Source organism: Paenibacillus paeoniae (assembly GCF_003388735.1).
Taxonomy (GTDB): domain Bacteria; phylum Bacillota; class Bacilli; order Paenibacillales; family Paenibacillaceae; genus Pristimantibacillus; species Pristimantibacillus paeoniae.
Genome location: NZ_QUBQ01000001.1, coordinates 428,716 through 448,766 on the forward strand (window position 1 = coordinate 428,716; position 20,051 = coordinate 448,766).

Here is a 20,051-nt window from a genome sequence, read left to right on the forward strand (position 1 = left end):
TATGAACGAATCGAGAAAAGCCCGCTACATTGCCAATCTAATCGGTATATTCGTAGCGTTAATCGCATTGTTTCCGCTTATATGGATGACGATATCCGGTTTCAAAAAGCGAGAAGAGGTGTTATCGTTTCCGTTCCGTTTCTTTCCAAAGGAATGGAATTTCCAAAACTACGTCGACATCATCATGAATTCGACTTCCTTTTTCCCAGATGGAGCGTCGTTCATGACTTCCATGTTCGTTACGTTCGGCGTCGCCGTTTTTTGTGTCATATTCAGCCTATTGCTGAACTCAATGGCTGCGTACGTATTTGCCAGATTGGAATTTCCGTTCAAAAAGTTTCTATGGCTATATTACATGCTGACGATGTTTATCCCTGGCATTGCTATTTACATTACAGGCTTCATGATTGTTGACATGCTGAATATGACGAATACGTTCTGGGTGCTGACATTGCCAGGTCTTGCTTATGTATGGAGCGTATTTTTTGTCAGACAGTTTTATCTCAACATTCCGATGGCGCTGGAAGAAGCGGCACTGCTTGACGGTGCGACGCGATTCCGTATTTACTGGTCGATTTTTTTGCCGCTTTCAGTCCCGCCTTTTGTCATTATGGGGATGAATGTTTTCCTGGGCTACTGGTCTGCTTTCCTATGGCCGGTCATGACCATTTCGGATCCATCGCTATACCAAATCAATCAGTTGCTCATGTTCTTCAAAGCGCAGCGTAATACGGAGTGGCAGTATATTATGGCGGGAGCGTCTATCGCTTCTGTACCGCCGATTGTCCTTATGCTCATGTTCCAGAAGTATATCATTCAGGGCATCAAGTTATCGGGTATCAAATAAATCGAGTAGGTCAGGAGAGAGAGAGATGTTGAACCAAGCTGCAACGACTATACAAAAGCATGGCTTAAAAAATGATTACATTGAACGCACCTATGCGGGCTGGCTTGGCAAAGTGATTGGTGTCCGGCATGGCGCTAACGTAGAGAACTGGAGTTATGAGAAGCTTCAGCGAGCTTTTGGGGAAATTACGGGCTACTTGCATGAATTTCGCAATTTTGCCGCGGATGATGACACGAACGGCCCTTTGTTTTTCCTTCGGGCGCTTGAGGATTATACGCACACACGGGAAATTACTCCAGAGCAAATCGGTCTTACTTGGCTGAACTACGCGGCTGATGGTCACGGCTTTTATTGGTGGGGAGGCTATGGCGTGTCCACGGAACATACCGCCTATGTCAATATGAAGAACGGAGTCATGGCGCCCAGATCTGGATCGATCGAACAGAATGGAGTTGCAGTAGCCGAGCAAATCGGAGGGCAGATCTTTATCGATGTATGGGGAATGATTGCTCCTGGCAATCCAGAGCTGGCAGCCGAATATGCAGAGAAAGCAGCCAGCGTATCGCATGACGGAGAGGGCATCTACGGGGGCAGATTTATTGCGGCAGCCATTGCTGCCGCCTATACAGCCGGAAGCATAGATGAGATCATCTATGCGGGACTGGCCGTCATCCCGGAAGGGTGTGAGTACCGTCGAATGGTGAACGCTGTAAGAGCGTTCCACCTGGAGCATCCGGACAACTGGCGTGATTGCTTCTTGTATGTAAAATACAATTTTGGTTATGACAAGTATCCTGGACACTGTCACATTATTCCTAATTCGGCTGTCATTATTCTTTCTATGTTATATGGCGAAGGAGACTTCTCGCGTACGATCAATATTTGCAACATGTGCGGGTGGGATACGGACTGCAATGTTGGCAATGTAGGAGCGATTCTTGGCGTCTGGGCAGGATTAGACGGCATAGGAATGGAGTGGAGAAAGCCCATTAACGATTTTCTTTGCAATTCCAGCGTAATCGGCTCGCTTAATATACTGGATTTGCCTTGGTGCGCTGCCTATATATCCCGTTTCGGCTATTTAATTGCGGGCGAACCCATGCCGGAGCAATGGGAATCGATTCTTCTCGGCAAAGGTGCCAGATTTCACTTTGAATACCCAGGGTCGACACATGCCATGCGTACGGGATCTAGCGACGAAACTCATGTAACCTCATTTATTGAAAATACGACGGAGCAGGCTTTCGCAGGCTGTCGATCCCTGAAAGTCGTCTTCGACAAGGTCCAAGGCGGTCACGCATACCGACTCTACCATCAGACGTATTATCGTCCGGGAGACTTCAATGATAGCCGTTATGATCCAAGCTTCTCGCCAATTCTGTACCCGGGCCAAAGCATATCCGCACAGCTGCTGCTGCCGGAGGGTTCCCCAGTTCCGGTCAAGGCGGCCATGTATGTCATGGATGGCAACAGCAGCGAACGCTGTTATGGTAACTTCGTCGAGCTTATACCTGGCCAATGGCTCGAAGCACGCTTTGACATTCCTTTTCGATCAGGCGCATGTCTGGAGGAAGCAGGGATTGAACTGATCCCGTTGGATGGATGGGTATCAGAACTCGTTGTTTATGTAGATGATTTTACTTTTAGTGGAAAGCCAAATTATGAAGTTGATTTTTCGAAAGAACGTCTAGAAGTATGGAACAGTATGCATACGGAGATCAGCCAGTTCACCTATCTGAGAGGCTTGTGGACATTAGAGGACGGAGAGCTTAGCGGCAGCTATCCTTCAGAATCGGCGGAATGCTATACCGGGGACTTGGCTTGGACCGATTATCGTATGGAAGCGGAGCTAATACCGAAATTTGGAGACGGGCATTATATGCTCTTCCGCGTACAGGGCGGTATTCGTTCTTATGCGGTCGGGTTAGCACCAGGAGGAAAGCTTGCTCTCCTGAAAAATAGCAACGGTTACGAGGGTTTGGCTGAGGTTGAATTTCCATGGCGGGCAGAGCAAGCCTATCGAATCGCGGTTACCGCCAAGGGCAGTCTGATTTCAGTGGAGTGGGGCGGAGAAGTAATCCTGACCTTCGACGATCAGACTCAACCTTACCTGAATGGCGGAGTCGGCTTTGCGACCATGAATGGGAGCCATACACACTATACGCGTTTTGGCGTGAAAGGAGTATAACATGAGCTCGATACTGGTAGCGGGTAGTTTGAACATGGATGTTGTTAACCGGGTATCGGAGTTTCCAGTCCCGGGCGAGACCATTACAGGGAGAGGAACGGCATACCATCCAGGCGGAAAAGGTGCCAATCAAGCAGTTGCAGCCGTTCGCTCTGGAAGTACGGTTACGATGGCAGGAGCAGTCGGTTTGGATGCCAATGGACAAACCTTGGTGGAAAGCTTGAAGAACTCCGGTATTCGAACAAACGGGATTATCAAGAACGAAGCGCTGACAGGCATGGCTTTTATTACCGTTAATGATTCAGGTGAGAATACGATTGTACTTTCTCCTGGCAGCAATGGTGCTTTTGCACCCGATGATATTCGTGAGGAGATTATTCAAGAGGCTGATATCGTCTTGCTTCAAAACGAAATACCATGGATTACGAATTTTGCTATTATGAAACGGTCTGTAGCATACGGCAGCAAAGTCATCTATAATCCTGCTCCTGCTCACCGGGTTGATCCAACCGTATTGTCATGGATAGATACGCTTATCTTGAATGAAACAGAAGCAGCCGTTACTACTGGACTAAATATTGGAAATCATCAGGAAGCGGAATTAGCAGCCGATCAACTGATTACCCAAGGTGTGAAGAACGTCATCATTACCCTTGGAGGCAACGGATCTTATTATGCCAGCCATTCTGGGGAAAGCCTTCATATGCCTTCGTTTAAAGTAGAGGCTGTAGATACGACTGCAGCAGGAGATACATTTATCGGCGCTTATGCTTCAGCTCTTCACAGCGGCCAATCACGATTAGTCGCGCTGCGATTCGCTACCGCGGCGGCAGCTATCGCGGTTACCCGACATGGGGCTCAGCACTCGGTTCCGCACAAGTATGAGATAGAGACTTTTTTGGAAAATCATACATCGGTATAAGGAGGTTTCTATACATTTGAGCCCATCTGTAAAAAGACGTGGATTGTATCTATTCGCTATCTTCGGAGCCTTGATAATCTGCTTGTCTATCGTATACTTGAATTTGCCTCACGTGCAGGCGCAATCGGGACATGACTACTATATAGATAGCTCAAATCCGAATGCGAGTGATGATGGTGAAGGAACGGAAGCTAGCCCGTGGAAATCGTTGCAAGTGTTTGAAGGGAAACACTTTTCACCTGGAGATACGGTTCATTTTGCGGCAGGAACGACGTATACGGGTACTTTCGAAATGGCGTCCTCAGGTACGGAAAGCGATCCAATTACGATAAAGTCATACGGGGATGGCGACAAACCGATTTTCTCCAATCCCGGCGGATTAAATATATTGACCGTCTCAGGTTCTCAAATTCGTATTAATGGATTGAAGTTTCGCGACACAGCCACAATCTCTGATTGGAATTCTACAACGTATATGGGAAGCGGGGCTGTATTGGTTCTTCAAGAAGCTGATGATGTGACTATTACAAACAGTGAATTTACGGAATTAGGAGTAGGGGTCAAAACGTATGGCTTGAATACAACGATCATGCACAACTACTTCCACGATCTTGTCATTGCGTATAGAGATGAAGAACAGTCTTACGGCGCGGTCGGGATCAGTGTGAATCATTCGAATACCGAAATTGCGTATAATACGTTTGTAAACTGTCGTTCTACAGACAGCCCGTATGGAGCGGACGGCGGAGCAATTGAAATTGAGGGTTTCATTAATGACAAGAATAATATTTGGATTCATCATAATCGCTCAACCGATTCACAAGGCTTTATCGAAGTAACCGAAACGACAGCTGCCAACGTCACGGTTGCGCATAATATTAGTGACGATTATCAGCAATTTATTGCCTTTGATACGACGGTTACCCCGCATAACTTCAAAGTGGAGCATAATACCGTCGTACGAACAAAAACATCGAATGTAACTTCCTTGTTTACGGTGCTTTTTTACCGCGAGGAAGGGCCCATTCCAGATGATTCGTGGCTCTCTATCACCAATAATATTTTCTATACGCCTGCGGCGAAGGTATTGAATGGATCCTATAATTACAAAGCCTATGATTATCCTCGCCAAAATAATGTCTATTACGATGGAACGACTGATCCGGTCGGATATCCGCTCGGTGAGGGAGATATGGTTGCAGATCCGCTGTTCGTCGATTTCGAAGCCCGGGACTTGCGTCTGAGTGCGGATAGTCCCGCCATTAAAGCAGGGATGGATCTTGGTTATAAGAAAGATTTCGACGGAAATGTGCTTCCGAGAGGTAAAAATCCTGATATCGGTGCATTTCAATATCAAAGCAAATAAACAATGTTTCAACTTGAAGCGGTGTCAGGCTAGAATCCTGATATCGCTTTTTTATTTTCTGCATGATTTAAGTTGTCGTGTTCGATAAGCAGGCTGAAGCTGTTTTGTTCCGATCTCTTCGATCAATCAGTTGTCGGTTATCGGTTTTAATGACATAATGAAATCGAACCGTTACCAGTAAATTTGAATTCGGTTAAGTATATAATTTAGGAGCAGATTCAGATGACAAAATCAGATTCGGTTACGATTGCTGATGTCGCTAAACGGGCAGGTGTGGCGAAATCTACGGTGTCGCGCATCATAAACGATGTACCCGGCGTCAAGCCGGTAACGCGCAGCAAAGTGCTTCAAGCGATTGAAGAGCTGGGTTTCCGTCCTAATATGCTGGCAAGAAGCTTGAAGACAAATATGAAGCAGCAGATTGCTCTTGCCATTGACGATATTCGAAACCCTTATTACCCGGAGCTGGCTTGGGCTGTGGAGCAGGTTGCGAAGGAAAACGGGTTCCGGCTTGTTCTGATCAACCATTACGGCAATCCGACGGAGGAGCTTTCGATCCTTAGCAGAGTCAATGAAATGCATATAGACGGAATCATTATGCTAACGATCAGTTATCCGGCGGCATTAAAAAAATATATTAATCACTCGTCGGTGCCTGTATGCCTGATCGGCCATATGGGCGATGATGTGAATGCGGATATGGTGCATTTGTCAAAGTCGGAAGGTATACTTGCCATGGAGCATTTGATACGGATTGGCTGCACCAATATTGCGTACGCCGGAGGCCCCAAGGAGATCCATCAAGGGACTCGTTATGGTGCCTATGAGTGGTCACTTAACGCAAGCTTCATGAAGATTACACCCGCTAATGTATACATTGGCTCCGACTTCTCCATACAGACGGGCATACAAGCCGCCGATTATTTCTGCAATTTGCCCGTACTTCCCGACGGCGTATACGCTGCTAACGATATGATTGCTATTGGATTAATCCAGCGGCTGCTGGAGAAGGGGATTCGGGTACCGGAGGATGTCGCGGTAGTAGGGGTAGACGATATAAGCTGGTCAACCATTACAAAACCGCGAGTGACCTCTGTCTCAAATCTGACATCAGAGACGGGACGAATTGCAGCAGAGCTGTTGCTCAAGCGGATTAAAGAGGAGCAATCGACCCCGCTGCGCAGAATACAGCTGGAGCCTCGACTCATTGTGCGGGAATCCACTGTAAAAATAATAGAGTCCTGATTTTTCCAAATAAAAGAAGTCTTTCACGGTCCCTTGACATTGTTTAAGGGCCGTGTGATACTTGTTTCGAACCGATTCGAAAAGTTTCGTTAAAATAATACGATAACTTTTTACAAACCCTTTGAATACATTTGCGATCTTTATTTTATTCGAAACCGACAGGAGAGAGAGACATGCAAAAATCGACAGCATCTCCCGCAAACCATAAAGGCTTGCAACCAGATTATATTGAACGCACCTATGCGGGGTGGCTCGGCAAGATGGTGGGCGTTCGCCATGGCGCTAACGTTGAGAATTGGAGCTATGAAAGAATGCAGCGCGTTTTTGGAGAAATGACGAGCTACCCGCATCAATTCAGCAATTTTGCTGCCGATGACGATACGAACGGGCCTATCTTTTTCCTTCGGGCTCTTGAGGATTATACACATACACGCGACATTACGGCGGAGCAGATCGGCCTTACTTGGCTGAACTATGCGCCGGATCAGCATGGCTTTTATTGGTGGGGCGGCTACGGAGTGTCCACGGAGCATACGGCTTACTTGAATTTGAAGAACGGCATTATGGCGCCTAGATCGGGCTCAATTGAGCAAAATGGCGCAGTGGTTGCAGAACAAATCGGCGGTCAAATCTTCATCGATGTTTGGGGAATGATTGCACCGGGCAATCCGGAGCTTGCCGCCGAATATGCGGCGAAGGCAGCCAGTGTATCGCATGACGGTGAAGGCATGTACGGTGGCCAATTTATCGCTGCCGCCATATCAGCTGCATATACGGCTGACACAATCGATGAGGTCATGGACGCAGCATTGTCCGTCATTCCGGAGGACAGTGTTTACCGAAGAATGACGAATGCCGTTAGAGCCTTCCACCGGGAGCATCCGGACAATTGGCGCGATTGCTTCTTATACGTCCGGGACAACTTCGGATACGACAAACATCCGGGCAACTGTCACATCATTCCGAACTCGGCTGTCATCGTTCTATCGATGTTGTACGGTGCAGGCGATTTCGCGCGTACAATCAATATTTGCAACATGTGCGGCTGGGATACCGATTGCAACGTTGGCAATGTTGGCGCTGTTATGGGCGTATTCGTAGGACTGGACGGCATCGGGGATGAGTGGAGAGCTCCAATCAATGATTTTATGTGCAGCTCCAGCGTGATGGGATCGCTTAACATTACGGATTTGCCTGCGTGCGCGGCCTATATTTCCCGATTCGGCTACCTTATAGCGGGCGACGCTATGCCGCAGGAATGGGAAGCGATATTACGGGGTCAAGGACCGAAATTCCATTTCGAATTTCCTGGATCTACGCATGCGATGAGGACGAATACAAGTGACGAAGCTCATGTAGGGACTTGGCTTGAAAATACGACAGAATACGCTTATTCAGGCTCACGTTCATTGAAAGTGGCGTTCGACAAGGTGCAAGGCGGAGAAGCCTACCGGCTTTATCACCAGACGTACTACCGTCCTGCAGACTTCGATGACAGCCGCTATGATCCTAGCTTCTCACCGATTCTGTACCCGGGACAATCCATCTCGGCGCAACTGCTGTTGCCGAAGGACTCGCCGGTTTCGGTCAAAGCGGTTATGTATGTGAAAGATGGCAATCGCAATGAACGGCATTACGGGGAGACGATTCAGCTTATACCTGGAGAGTGGCAGGCGGTTTCCTTCGATATTCCTTCCATGTCCGGCGCTTGTCTGGAGGAAGCGGGCGTAGAGTTTATTCCGTTAGATGGACGTTCGATGGATTTGATTGTTTATGTGGATGATTTCAACTTCTCCGGTCAGCCTCATTATGAGATTGATTTCAAACAAGAGCGTCTTGAGATTTGGAACAATCTCCATGTCGAAGTGAGCCAATTCTCGTATTTGAGAGGCATATGGACGCTGGAGAATGGCGAGCTGAGCGGCAGCTATGCAGGTGAGCCGGCGGAATGTTATACCGGAGAGCCGACATGGACCGATTACCGCCTGGAGGCTGAGCTTATTCCTCAGCTTGGCGAAGGCCATTATATGCTGACCCGCGTGCAAGGGGGCATTCGCAGCTATGCGGTAGGTCTGGCGCCGGGCGGAAAGCTCGCGCTTCTCAAAAACAACAACGGATACCAGGTTTTGAAGGAAGTTGAGTTCCCTTGGGAAGCGGGACAAGCGTATACGCTCGCGGTTACTGCAAAGGGTGCTGCGTTCACGGTAGAATGGAATGGCGAGACGTTGCTGACTTACGAGGACAACGACCAGCCTTATCTGAATGGCAGCGTCGGCTTTGCGACAATGCAGGGAAGCCATACGCATTACACGCGTTTTGCGGTGAAAGGGATTTAACGAGGCTTCTTCTACACAAATAGAGATTGAAGCGGTATTAGGCCACAGGGTCTGGTACCGCTTTTTTGTTGTGTGAAATAAGGAACGATTGAGAAATTTTGTTTTCAAACACTGACATACAAGATGTCATATTTCCTGCGTTACGATCTCTGTAGCGAATCGGATCAAGCATCTCGGGAGAGGGGTGAAGCCATTCGCGCAAGATATGAAAAATAAAGGAGGCCGTAACAGATGACGATTCTGGTAACTGGCGCAACAGGGACGATTGGAAGAGATGTAGTGGAGCAGCTTTTGAAGAAGGGAGTGCGGGTCAAGGCAGTTACTCGCAACCCGGAGACGGCGCAATTGCCGGAAGGGGCGGAGGCGGTAGCGGGAGATTTGACAAAGGCGGACACGCTTCGGAAGGCGCTGGCGGGCGTTACCGGTATTCATTTGATTGCTTCCAGCTATGATTCGTATGTGCCATGGTATACCGATCCAGCCCTTATCCGGCTTGCAGAGGAAGCGGGCGTGCAGCGGGTATCCCTGCTGATGTCTTATGAAGAGGGGCCGCTGGAAGAGGAGCTTAAAGCAAGTTCGTTGGAATGGACGATGCTTATGCCTGTGGAGTTTATGTCCAATGCGCTGATCGACTGGCAGCCGACTATTCAAGCGGAGGGAGTCGTCCGCGAGCCATTCGGGTCTGTGCGCAGCGCCCGGATTCACGAGGGAGATATCGCCGCTGTCTCTGTTGCGGCATTAACAAATGGCGGGCATCATGGTCAAAGCTATTGCTTGACGGGACCAGAGGCGTTGTCACGAATGGAGGCGGTCAAGGTTCTCGCGGAAGCGATAGGGAGGGATATTCGCTTCGAGGAGTTGTCGGAGGAGGAAGCCAGACAAAGATGGAGCGGTCAGGGGCATGATGAGGAATCCATCGCGTTTTTTGTCCAGATGGGCAAAAATCCGCCCGAGATCGGGTATACGGTGCTGCCGACAGTGGAGCAGGTGACCGGCAAGCCGGCAAGAACATTCGCCGAGTGGGCATTAGAGCATAAGGATCGGTTTATCTGATGTCGATAGCCATTGAAGTGAAACAGCTTCGAAAGTCATACCGCAACAGGGAAGTGGTGAAAGGGATTGACCTTTCTATTCACCAAGGAGAACTGTTCGCTCTGCTTGGCCCCAACGGAGCGGGCAAAACAACGGTCATCGAGATGCTGTCCACGCTCATCCTTCCAGATAGCGGCACGGCGCGGATCGGAGGGCATGATGTAGTGAAGGATGCTGCAGCCGTCCGGAGCAAAATCAGCCTGACCGGACAGTTCGCTGCGCTGGATGAAGGGCTGTCCGGCTTTGAGAATTTGGCGATGTTCGCCAAGCTGTAAGGATATTCGTGGAAGGAAGCGCGGCGATTAGCCGATGAGCTGTTGCCCGCTTTCGGCCTAGAGGAGGCGAAACACCGCCTTGTGGAGCAATACTCCGGAGGCATGAGGAGGCGACTGGACGTTGCGGCTAGCGTATTGGCTCAGCCGGAAGTGATCTTCCTGGATGAGCCGACGACGGGGCTGGATCCCCAGAGCCGTCTGCAAGTTTGGGAAGTGGTGCGTTCTTTGTTGAAGCAGGGCACGACCGTATTGCTGACGACTCAGTATTTGGAGGAGGCGGACCGACTGGCAGACCGGATTGCGGTGTTGGATGAAGGGCGCATCATTGCCGAAGGAACGCCAAGAGAGCTGAAAGCCGCCGTCGGCGGGAAGACGCTGTCGATCCGATTGAAGGAACACGTTGCGCTTGAGCCTTATATCCGGCTGCTGGCTGCCGAGCACGGGCTGCACATGAGGCGGGATGAAGAGGATCCGCTAATGATCAGAGTCCCTTCGCCTGATGAGCGGCTTGCGAGTTTGGCCGTCCAGACGCTTATGAACTATGACTGTCCGATAGCGGAATTCGCTCTTGCCGAGCCAAGTCTGGATGAAGTATTCCTGTCGCTCACCGACGCGCGCAAGAAGGAGGTGGTATCATGAACGAGTCCCGTTCGGGAAGCCCTTCGGATCAGCCAGCTTGGCTCATCCGTCGGACCGTCCCTCAGAGGCCGGGACGTGCCGCGGCTACTGGGGTTTTTATGAGAAGAACCTTCCTTAGTGTCAAAAATAACCCGTTTGGCTTTATCGTGGATTGTCTGGCTTCGCCCGTTCTGATGCTGCTTATCTTCACCTATTTGTTCGGCGGAGCTATTGCGGGATCGACATCCGAATATGTTCAATTTCTGCTTCCTGGCGCCATGGTACTAATTGTGGCTCCAATGACCGTCTACAGCGGGACCACTTTGTGCCAGGATATCTCGAAAGGTGTGCATAACCGGTTTCGGACGATGTCAGTCTGGCCGCCGGCGAGCGTGCTGGGGCCGATTATGACTGATTCCTTGCGTTATGTTGTTGCATCGATAGTTACAATCGGCATCGGTCTTCTTCTCGGTTTTCGTCCGGAAGGAGGAGCGGGAGGCGCACTAATGGCTCTTGCTTATGTCGTCTTCTTTGGTTTTAGCATCAGCTGGGTATTTGCGATGATGGGTATCGTGGTGAAGAAGCCGGAGACAGTCTCTGGAACGAGCATGGTTTTGATTTACCCGCTGCTCTTTGCAAGCAGCATCTTTGTCGACTCGGCTACGATGCCGGGCTGGCTGGGAAGAATGGTTGATTTTAATCCCATTAGCCTTGCGGCATCCACCCTCCGGGGTCTAATGCACGGCACAGCCACAGCAGCCGATCTTGCATGGGGCATCGGGATGGGGACGCTGCTAATCGCTGTTTTTGCTCCGCTCACGTTTTACTTTTTCCTAAAACATAATACGCGATAAGCGTGATGTACTCTTTAACTCCGATATTATCGAATATACAAAAGAAGCCCCTTTTGAACTGGCAGCCAAGTCTTCCATTCTACAAAAGGCTGGCTTTTTTTTTGTCTGGAGAAGCAAAAGCGATCGGGAGAACGTTTTTGTGCAGTTTGTGTTTTAAGTAATGAAGAATTTATGTGTTGTTTACATTCTGTTTAAACTGGGAAGCTATTGTAAAGATATAGAACATATATAGATAGGATGTGGAGAGATGGAGAAAGAGAACAAGAAAGGTGCGGTCAAACGGTTTGCCAAGCTTATTATGGAGACCAACCCTCCCAAGCTGCTGCTGGGACTGGCTGTGCTGTTAAGTGTTATTACGACGCTTGTCGCACTCACGATTCCGTTATTTACAAAAGAACTGGTGAACGGCTTCTCATTCGGATCGCTTGGGTCGGGGCAGATTATCGGAATCGCTGTGGCATTCATCGCGCAAGTGGTGGCTGGAGGTCTATCGGTCTATTGGCTCCATTACAGCGGCAACAAGATCGTATCCTCCATACGGGAACGGTTGTGGAGCAAGCTGCTGCGCCTGCCTGTGCCGTATTATGACAACAAGTCGTCGGGGGAAACCATCAGCAGGCTGACCAATGATACAGCTATTCTGAAAAGCTTGATTACCGAGCATATTACCGGCTTCTTCACCGGCATCTTGTCTGTAATCGGGGCGCTCGCAATCTTGTTCTATATGAACTGGCAAATGACGCTTGTCATGTTGGTCGTGTTCCCGGTAGCTGCGCTTATTATGTTTCCAATCGGATCTCGCATGTACAAGATATCGAAGGAGACACAGGAGGAAACTGCCAGATTCACATCGGTCATTAATAGGGTTGTATCCGAAATCCGGCTGGTGAAAGCATCTGGATCCGAGCCGATGGAATATGAGCATGGCCGCACAGGCGTGATGAACCTGTTCCGTTTCGGACTGAAGGAAGCCAAGATGCAGGCATTGATTGCGCCAGTGATTTCTTTTATTATATTGCTGCTGCTGGTTGGCTTGATCGGCTTTGGCGGCGTACAAGTATCGTCGGGCGCAATAACAGCCGGAGAGCTGGTTGCTTTTATTATGTATTTATTCCAGATCATGCTGCCGCTTACGCAAATCTCTCAGTTTTTCACACAGTTTCAGAAGGCGATGGGAGCAACCGATAGTATTATTGCTATAATGGGCGCAGAGGAAGAGAATCAAGACAGCGGCAGTGAAGCCGAGCATATTCGCAAGACGGTATCGCTCGAGCGGGTATCGTTCGCTTATAAGCCTGAGGAGCCGATTCTGCAGGATGTCAGCATGAAGATTGAAGCGGGCAAGGTTACGGCGATTGTAGGCCCTAGCGGCAGCGGCAAGACGACGTTGTTCTCCCTGTTGGAGCGTTTCTACTCTCCGTCTGCAGGCAGTATCCGTATCGGCGAACAAGACTTGTCAGACGTGAAGCTGCGTTCCTGGCGGTCCAAGATTGGCTACGTCTCTCAGGAAAGCCCCATTATTGCGGGATCGATTCGCGATAATTTGAGCTATGGGCTGGACCGGGCGATTAGCGACGAAGAGATGGAGAATGCAGCGCGAATGGCTTATGCCGACGGGTTCATCGGTGAGCTGCCTGACGGCTATGATACGGAAGTGGGCGAGCGGGGCATCAAGCTGTCCGGCGGACAACGCCAGCGAATTGCGATTGCAAGAGCGCTGCTACGCGACCCGGAGTTGCTTATGCTGGATGAAGCGACCTCCAATCTGGACAGCAAGTCGGAAGAGGTCGTGCAGGATGCGCTTAAAAACTTGATGGTCGGCCGTACGACGATTGTCATCGCACATCGTTTGTCCACGGTAGTGGATGCAGATACGATCGTATTTTTGGACAAGGGTCGAATTACAGGCAAAGGAACGCATGAGCAATTGTATCGCTCGCACACCCTGTACCGGGAATTTGCAGACGGACAATTAAAGATGAATAAATCGGCCTAATAAAGGGGCGAGGAGGTGCAGCATATGGGTTATGTGCTTATCGTGGATGATGATCCCCATATCCGGGAGCTTATGAGCGTCATATTGGTGAAGGAAGGCTATCAGGTGCAGCAAGCGTCTGACGGCAAGGAAGCGATAGCCGCTATGGAAGCGTCCCCGGCAGATATGGTCATTCTGGATATCATGATGCCGAATATGGACGGTTGGGAGCTGTGCCGCATATTGCGCGAGCAATATGATATCCCCATATTGATGGTGACGGCCAAAGGCGAATTGCAGGATAAAGTGAAAGGTTTCCACATCGGTACGGACGATTACATTGTGAAGCCGTTTGATCCGCCGGAGCTGGTGGTCCGCGTGCGTGCCCTTATGAAGCGATATCGGATTGCGACTTCTCAACAAGTTACCGCCAGCGGGCTAATGATGGACCGCTCTACGTACCAGATGAGTGTGAATGGCGAAGCCGTCGCCCTGCCGCCCAAGGAATTTGAGCTGCTCTTTATGCTGGTGAGCAACAAGGGGCGTACGCTTGCGCGCGGCTCGTTGATTGAGTCGATATGGGGATACGACTTCGACGGCAACGAACGAACGCTTGATGTCCATGTGAACCGGCTGCGCGAGCGTTTTACAAGCTGGGGAGTACTGGTCAAAATTACGACAGTCCGGGGACTTGGTTACCGTATGGAGGCGGTGGAATGAAACGGAAAATGTCCAGAAGCGAGATAGTGGTCAAAGGCGCAAGTGCAATACTGTTTGTGTTCCTGCTGTGCTGTGTCGCGTTTACGGCGGCTTATTTCCTTACCCGATGGTTTTACGAGACGCATCCGGTCTCAAGAAGCGACTTTATCGTTCAACTGGTAAATTGGGGACTAGGTCTGGTTTTCCTTATCTTATTAGGGTTTGTGGGCAGTATCGTAACCCGCCCGAAGCAGATAATCATCTGGAATGAGATGATGGCTGCTCTTCGCCGCATCGCCAAAGGCGACTTCAACGTCGTTATTGATCAGGAAGGCAAGTACCGCGGACAAATGGGTGAATTCGTTGAGTCTATTAATGAAATGACGCAGGAGCTGAGACAGGTGGAGCGATTGCGCCAGCAGTTCATCTCGGACGTATCTCATGAAATCCAGTCGCCGCTTACTTCGATCCGCGGTTTTGCAAATACACTGCAACGCGAGGATCTCTCGCGGGAGGAGCAGAGGCGATATCTCTCTATTATCGAAAAAGAGACGATCCGCCTATCACGGCTAAGCGATAATCTGATGAAGCTTACGTCGCTGGAATCGGATCATGTTGAGTGGGAGAAGCAGCGTTACCGGCTGGATAAGCAGCTTGAGCACGTCGTCCTCTCATGCGAGCCGCAATGGCTGGACAAGGAGCTGGATATCGAGCTGGATACAGAGCCTTGCCCTATTCTCGCGAACGAGGAGCTGCTTAGTCAAATATGGCTGAATCTGCTGCATAACGCGATCAAGTTCACACCGCAAGGCGGAAGCATCCGGCTTTCGCTGAAGAAGCTGGATGGTGCGGCACGCGTGGATGTGTCCGATACGGGCATCGGCATCCCGCGGGATGATCAGCAACGGATCTTCGAGAGATTCTATAAAGGAGACAAGCAGCGGACCAGGACCGCGGATGGCAATGGACTAGGTCTGTCTATCGTTCACAAGATTACAGAGCTTCATGGCGGCACAGTCCGAGTCAAGAGTACGCCGGGCGAAGGGACGGTATTTGAGGTCGTATTGCCGCTGGGTGACTCCGTACAATAAGGGGGTAGAACTGTCACGGTGAATGCACTATCCGTGGCAGTTTTTGCTTTTTGTTCATTTGAAAATCGTACGGTTTCTGATAAACTACTTATTATAGGTAAAACAAAACAGGAGGAATTTGTGAATGTATGAAGCTATGGTATTATTACACGTTCTAGGCGCTGCCGGTATGGGATTCTATATCGTTCTGCCTATTATGCTGGGAGGAGCTTCGAAGAGTACGGGAGCGGGACAAGGCGGTCTGGCTTCTGGCTTGCTTACAGCGAACCGTATCGTTCAATATTTCCTAATCATTCAACTCTTGACAGGCGGCTACTTGATGACAAAAGGTGACTACGCTGTCATTTGGATGATTATTGTTACCGTTTTATTTTTGGCTATTGCCGCACTCGGCGGCATTATTTCCAAGCCGCTTAAGCTGATTGTAAGCCAAATTCAGGCAGGACAAAGCGCTACTGCACCGATCAACAAATCAAAAGTGATGAGTCTTATTATTCTCGTCCTATACGTAGCTACGATCTTCTTTATGGTAAATCGTTTCTAAGTATAGACGAGTCAGACAAGAACGGATTATTAGGGGGATATGGTTGTGCGTGAAAGTTCACCTCAGATCGTAACGTTCGGAGAGTCCATGGCGCTATTTATGCCGGAAGAGCATAAATCAATTGAGCGCGCAGCAACGCTTGAGCAAAGCTTCGGCGGCGCGGAAAGCAATGTTGCCATCGGCCTTGCCAGACTCGGTTCTTCCGTGGGCTGGTTCGGAGCGCTCGGCGACGATCCGTTCGGCAAGCTGATCATGAAGACATTGCGCGGAGAAGGCGTTGACATCTCCCGCGTGAGATTTAACGGCGATGCGCCGACAGGCATGATGTTCCGCGAGCATGTCGCGGGCAGACTGGCCGTCCATTATTTCCGCAAGGGCTCTGCGGCCAGCAGAATGAAGCCGGAGGATCTGGACGAGGATTACATTCGCGGCGCCAAGCTGCTGCATGTAACCGGCATTACTTGCGCCTTGAGCGAGGATTGCCGCAGAACGGTTCGCCGGGCTGTCGATATCGCCAAGGAAGCGGGCGTTCTGGTCAGCTTTGATCCTAACTTGCGATTGAAGCTGTGGTCGATTGAGGAAGCTCGCGAGACACTGCTTCCGCTTGCTGCGGATGCCGACTACTTCCTACCAGGATGGGACGAGCTGAAGCTGTTGTATGACACCGACGAATACGCCGAAATTAAGGAGCGCTTGAATGCTCTGAAGGGCGTTAGCATTGTTAAAGGCATGGGAGATGCGACAATCGTGCTCGACAAGGGCGTCGAAACCGCTATCCCGTTCTATCCGGCGGAGCAGGTCGTCGATACGGTAGGAGCCGGCGACGGCTTCTGCGCAGGCTTCCTTGCAGGCATTATGAAGGGGCTGGCGCCTATCGAGTCGGTCCGGCTTGCCAGCATTAACGGATCTCTGGTCGTACAGATGCGCGGAGATTGGGAAGCGCTGCCGGAATGGGAAGTCGTAGAGCAACGCATGTCGGCCAAAGCGTGGGTGGAGCGCTAATGATAATCGAAGGGAACGGTTCGAAAGGACAGCGCCGCCGTGAGGCGATTCTGCAGCTGCTCAAGCAGCAGGGCCGCATCACGATTGTCGAGATGGTTGAGCGCTTCGGCTGTTCGGAAGCGACGGCGAGACGGGATTTGGAGCAGATGGAAGGCGTCTATCCCGTTATACGTACGATTGGCGGTGCCATGTACGATGGGATGGGCACGATGAGAGAGCTTCACTTTGCCGAGAAGGAAGGCTTGTCCATCCTGGAGAAAGAGAAGATCGCTCAGACCGCCGCCAAGCATATCGTAGAAGGTGATGTCATCGGCTTGTCCGGCGGAACGACAAACTTCCTGCTGGCCAAGCTGCTGAAATCCCGTAAAGGGATTACCGTCGTTACGAATGCGGTCAATATCGCCATGGAGCTGGCGGGCAGCTCGATTCAAGTGGTCGTGACCGGAGGCATTATGCGGCACAACAGCTTCGAGCTGTGCGGGCCGCTTGGCGAAGAGATGATTGCCCAGCTTCATATTGGCAAGATGTTCATCGGGATCGATGGCATCTCTGCCAATGGCGGGATATCCAGCTACTCAGAGCAGGAGGCGCAAAGCGCCAAAGCGCTCATTAGGCGCTCTCAGGAAACGTACGCGGTGTTCGATCATACGAAGAGTAATCGGACTTCGTTATTTTCCGTAGCCGCTATATCGGAGCTGAAGGCGGTTATTACTGACTCACCGCTGACTGGCGATCTGGCCGACGAGCTGCAGCGCCATCATGTATCCATTCACCTAACCGATTAATGAAAAGCCGCGCATTCCGGAATACGGAATGCGCGGCTTTGTTATATTGAGATGAATTATTCGGATTTGCTGAAGACAGTACGTCCGCTCACCCAAGTACGCTCTACGTTGAACTCCGCGTCTGCTAGAACGAGGTCCGCTTGCTTGCCTTCTGCGATGGAGCCGGTCTGATCGAAGATACCGAGCTCACGCGCAGGGTTGCCGCTCGCCAGCTGGCTCACTTCAAGAATGCCCAGCTTCGTGTTGTTCAGCATATAGCGGAAAGCGCGAATCATGGTTAAGCTGCTGCCTGCCAGCGCATTGCCCTCGCGCAGGCGCGCTGTTCCGTTCTTCACTACTACAGCCAGACCGCCAAGCTCGTACGTGCCGTCTGACATGCCTGCAGCTTCGATAGCGTCGGTCACGATGATGACTCTATCCAGCGGCTTGGCAGCCAGCATAAGTGCGATTGCGGCTGGGTGCACGTGCTCGCCGTCGGCAATGATTTCCGCGTAGATGCGGTCATCGGTCAATACGGCGCCAAGTGTGCCCGGCTCGCGGTGATGCAGGCCGCGCATAGCGTTGTACGTGTGAACCGCATGTGTAAGTCCGGCATCGGCCGCGCCTTTGATCTCTTCATAGAGAGCATCCGTATGGCCTGCAGCTGCGATTATGCCGTTCTCCGACATCCACGCGATGGCTTCTTTGGAGTTGTTCTTCTCCGGAGCGAGGGTCAGCAGCTTCACCATGCCCGGATGCTTCGTATTCCATTCCTGCAGCCATTCCAGCTGCGGATCACGAATATAGGCAGGGTTTTGCGCCCCCGGCCATTTCTCGCTAATGAATGGTCCTTCCAGATGGACGCCGAGCAAGGGTGCGTATTGATTGCCGGATTGCTGATACTCCGCAACGGCATCCAGCACCGCATCAATGGCTTCCTTCGATGCTGTCATCGTCGTGGCCAGCATGCCCGTCGTTCCTTGCGCTGCGTGGAACTTCGTAATGCGGTCATAGCTTTCGCTATTGGCGTACATGAAGTCGCCTCCGAATCCGCCATGCACATGGACGTCGATGAAGCCTGGCAGAAGCCAGCCGCCTTTCCCGTCCACATTCTCCACATCAGCAGGCAACTCCCCGGAGGAATCCTCCGACACGATCGTGGCAATACGACCGTTCGAGACATGCACACTACCTCTCACAACCCGATCTTCCAACACGATATGAACGTTATGAATGTTCCAATTCAGGGAGTTTGTTGTCATTTATCCCAGCATCCTTCCTGCTTCGCGATCAAGCAGAACCGTTACTCGCGGATGTGTCTGCAGCAAGGAAGCAGGCACTTGAGTCGTAATCGGACCAGTCAGCGCTTCTTTCACGATATGCGCTTTGTCGGAACCGCGAACGACCAGCAAGATGGTATTTGCCTTCAATATGGAGCCGATGCCCATGGTATAGGCTTGCTTCGGCACTTCGTCGATGGAGGCGAAGAAACGGGCATTGGCTTCAAGAGTCTCTTCTTTCAGTTGTACGACATGAGTCCCTGCGGACAGATGCTCGTCAGGCTCATTGAACGCGATATGGCCGTTATGGCCAAGACCGAGCAATTGGATATCGGCTGGGCATGCGTTAATCATAGCTTCATAGCGGACGCATTCCTCTTGCGGATCTTCAGCCATACCGTCTGGCAGGTGAGTCTGAATGGCCGGAATGTCGACATGCGAGAAAAGGTTCTTGTTCATATAGTAGGCGTAGCTTTGATCGTTATCCGGCGTCAACCCGACATATTCGTCGAGATTATAAGTTGTAACGCCGCTGAAGCTCACTTTTTTATGGTTATAGTCTTCTACCATTTTGGCATAAATGCCAACGGGTGTCGATCCTGTCGCTAGGCCCAGTACTGCATTCGGTTTCTCGTTAATCAGTTTGCGGAAGATCTCCGCTGCGTACTGATCAAGCTCTTCGGATGTTTCAAAAATACGGATGTCCATGATAATGCCTCCTGATTGTTTGAATTCAACAACGGGCTGAAAAACCGCCGCTGTATACCGTTTATCGTATGTCTTAAGTGTATATGAAAGAGCAGCAATACACAATAATTATGATCGGCAAATTCAAATATTTGATTGGAATAATCATATCTCCCCATCCCTCATCGGTAAGGTCAGCGGAAGCGGAATCATTAAAAATATGCTATGCTAATCCATACAGCTATCTTGCAGAACCCGTCCCTCGC

At 50.5% G+C, this 20,051-nt stretch carries 17 protein-coding genes and 1 pseudogene; 16 read left to right on the top strand and 2 right to left on the bottom strand.

The annotated features are described in order from the left end of the window. Nucleotide 1 precedes the first annotated feature (1 nt). From DX130_RS01975 to DX130_RS02045, 16 genes and pseudogenes are all read left to right on the top strand, one after another. Nucleotides 2-847, top strand: a complete 846-nt coding sequence (locus tag DX130_RS01975; RefSeq protein WP_116042404.1) for a carbohydrate ABC transporter permease — start codon at nt 2-4, stop codon at nt 845-847. Between the two features lie 25 nt (nt 848-872). Then, nucleotides 873-3,035: an ADP-ribosylglycohydrolase family protein gene (locus DX130_RS01980; RefSeq protein WP_116042405.1), complete on the top strand. Its 2,163-nt coding sequence runs from the start codon at nt 873-875 to the stop codon at nt 3,033-3,035. Nucleotide 3,036: 1 nt separating this feature from the next. Next, nucleotides 3,037-3,957, top strand: coding sequence for a ribokinase (gene rbsK, locus DX130_RS01985; RefSeq protein WP_116042407.1), 921 nt, complete (start codon nt 3,037-3,039; stop codon nt 3,955-3,957). A gap of 16 nt (nt 3,958-3,973) precedes the next feature. After that, a complete protein-coding gene (locus tag DX130_RS01990; RefSeq protein WP_116042409.1) occupies nt 3,974-5,323 on the top strand; it encodes a choice-of-anchor Q domain-containing protein in 1,350 nt (449 codons plus the stop codon). 222 nt (nt 5,324-5,545) lie between these two features. Further along, nucleotides 5,546-6,568, top strand: a complete 1,023-nt coding sequence (locus DX130_RS01995) for a LacI family DNA-binding transcriptional regulator (protein ID WP_116042411.1) — start codon at nt 5,546-5,548, stop codon at nt 6,566-6,568. A gap of 173 nt (nt 6,569-6,741) precedes the next feature. Then, on the top strand, nt 6,742-8,904 hold the full coding sequence (locus DX130_RS02000) for an ADP-ribosylglycohydrolase family protein (protein WP_116042412.1): 2,163 nt from the start codon (nt 6,742-6,744) through the stop codon (nt 8,902-8,904). 231 nt (nt 8,905-9,135) lie between these two features. After that, complete coding sequence (locus tag DX130_RS02005; protein ID WP_116042414.1) at nt 9,136-9,957, top strand: SDR family NAD(P)-dependent oxidoreductase; 822 nt, start codon at nt 9,136-9,138, stop codon at nt 9,955-9,957. Continuing rightward, nucleotides 9,957-10,436, top strand: a pseudogene (locus DX130_RS27520) (ATP-binding cassette domain-containing protein); the annotation flags it as partial. The gene DX130_RS02005 and the pseudogene DX130_RS27520, both read left to right, overlap by 1 nt. A 138-nt stretch (nt 10,437-10,574) precedes the next feature. Then, on the top strand, nt 10,575-10,910 hold the full coding sequence (locus tag DX130_RS27525; RefSeq protein WP_476703819.1) for an ATP-binding protein DrrA1-3 family domain-containing protein: 336 nt from the start codon (nt 10,575-10,577) through the stop codon (nt 10,908-10,910). Continuing rightward, nucleotides 10,907-11,743 (top strand): ABC transporter permease, encoded by an 837-nt coding sequence (locus tag DX130_RS02015; RefSeq protein WP_116042416.1) that lies wholly within the window; start codon nt 10,907-10,909, stop codon nt 11,741-11,743. The genes DX130_RS27525 and DX130_RS02015 overlap by 4 nt, the downstream gene beginning before the upstream one ends. Before the next feature lie 247 nt (nt 11,744-11,990). Beyond that, nucleotides 11,991-13,739: an ABC transporter ATP-binding protein gene (locus DX130_RS02020; protein ID WP_116042417.1), complete on the top strand. Its 1,749-nt coding sequence runs from the start codon at nt 11,991-11,993 to the stop codon at nt 13,737-13,739. A gap of 24 nt (nt 13,740-13,763) precedes the next feature. Next, nucleotides 13,764-14,438 carry a response regulator transcription factor gene (locus DX130_RS02025; protein WP_116042419.1) on the top strand — a complete coding sequence of 225 codons (675 nt, stop codon included), beginning with the start codon at nt 13,764-13,766 and terminating at the stop codon, nt 14,436-14,438. Next, on the top strand, nt 14,435-15,508 hold the full coding sequence (locus DX130_RS02030; RefSeq protein WP_116042421.1) for a sensor histidine kinase: 1,074 nt from the start codon (nt 14,435-14,437) through the stop codon (nt 15,506-15,508). Before DX130_RS02025 ends, DX130_RS02030 begins: the two co-directional genes overlap by 4 nt. A gap of 124 nt (nt 15,509-15,632) precedes the next feature. Then, nucleotides 15,633-16,052, top strand: coding sequence for a hypothetical protein (locus DX130_RS02035; RefSeq protein ID WP_116042423.1), 420 nt, complete (start codon nt 15,633-15,635; stop codon nt 16,050-16,052). A 39-nt stretch (nt 16,053-16,091) separates the two neighbouring features. After that, the gene (locus DX130_RS02040) at nt 16,092-17,054 is read left to right on the top strand and encodes a sugar kinase (protein WP_116042424.1); all 963 of its coding nucleotides are present in this window, start codon (nt 16,092-16,094) and stop codon (nt 17,052-17,054) included. After that, nucleotides 17,054-17,839, top strand: coding sequence for a DeoR/GlpR family DNA-binding transcription regulator (locus DX130_RS02045; protein ID WP_116042426.1), 786 nt, complete (start codon nt 17,054-17,056; stop codon nt 17,837-17,839). The genes DX130_RS02040 and DX130_RS02045 overlap by 1 nt, the downstream gene beginning before the upstream one ends. Before the next feature lie 56 nt (nt 17,840-17,895). Here DX130_RS02045 and nagA read toward each other — a convergent pair whose 3' ends face one another. Beyond that, entirely contained in the window at nt 17,896-19,080 is a 1,185-nt protein-coding gene (nagA, locus tag DX130_RS02050; RefSeq protein ID WP_116042427.1) for an N-acetylglucosamine-6-phosphate deacetylase, read from the bottom strand. Next, complete coding sequence (gene nagB / locus DX130_RS02055) at nt 19,081-19,806, bottom strand: glucosamine-6-phosphate deaminase (protein WP_116042429.1); 726 nt, start codon at nt 19,804-19,806, stop codon at nt 19,081-19,083. It lies immediately after the preceding gene. Nucleotides 19,807-20,051: the final 245 nt, after the last annotated feature.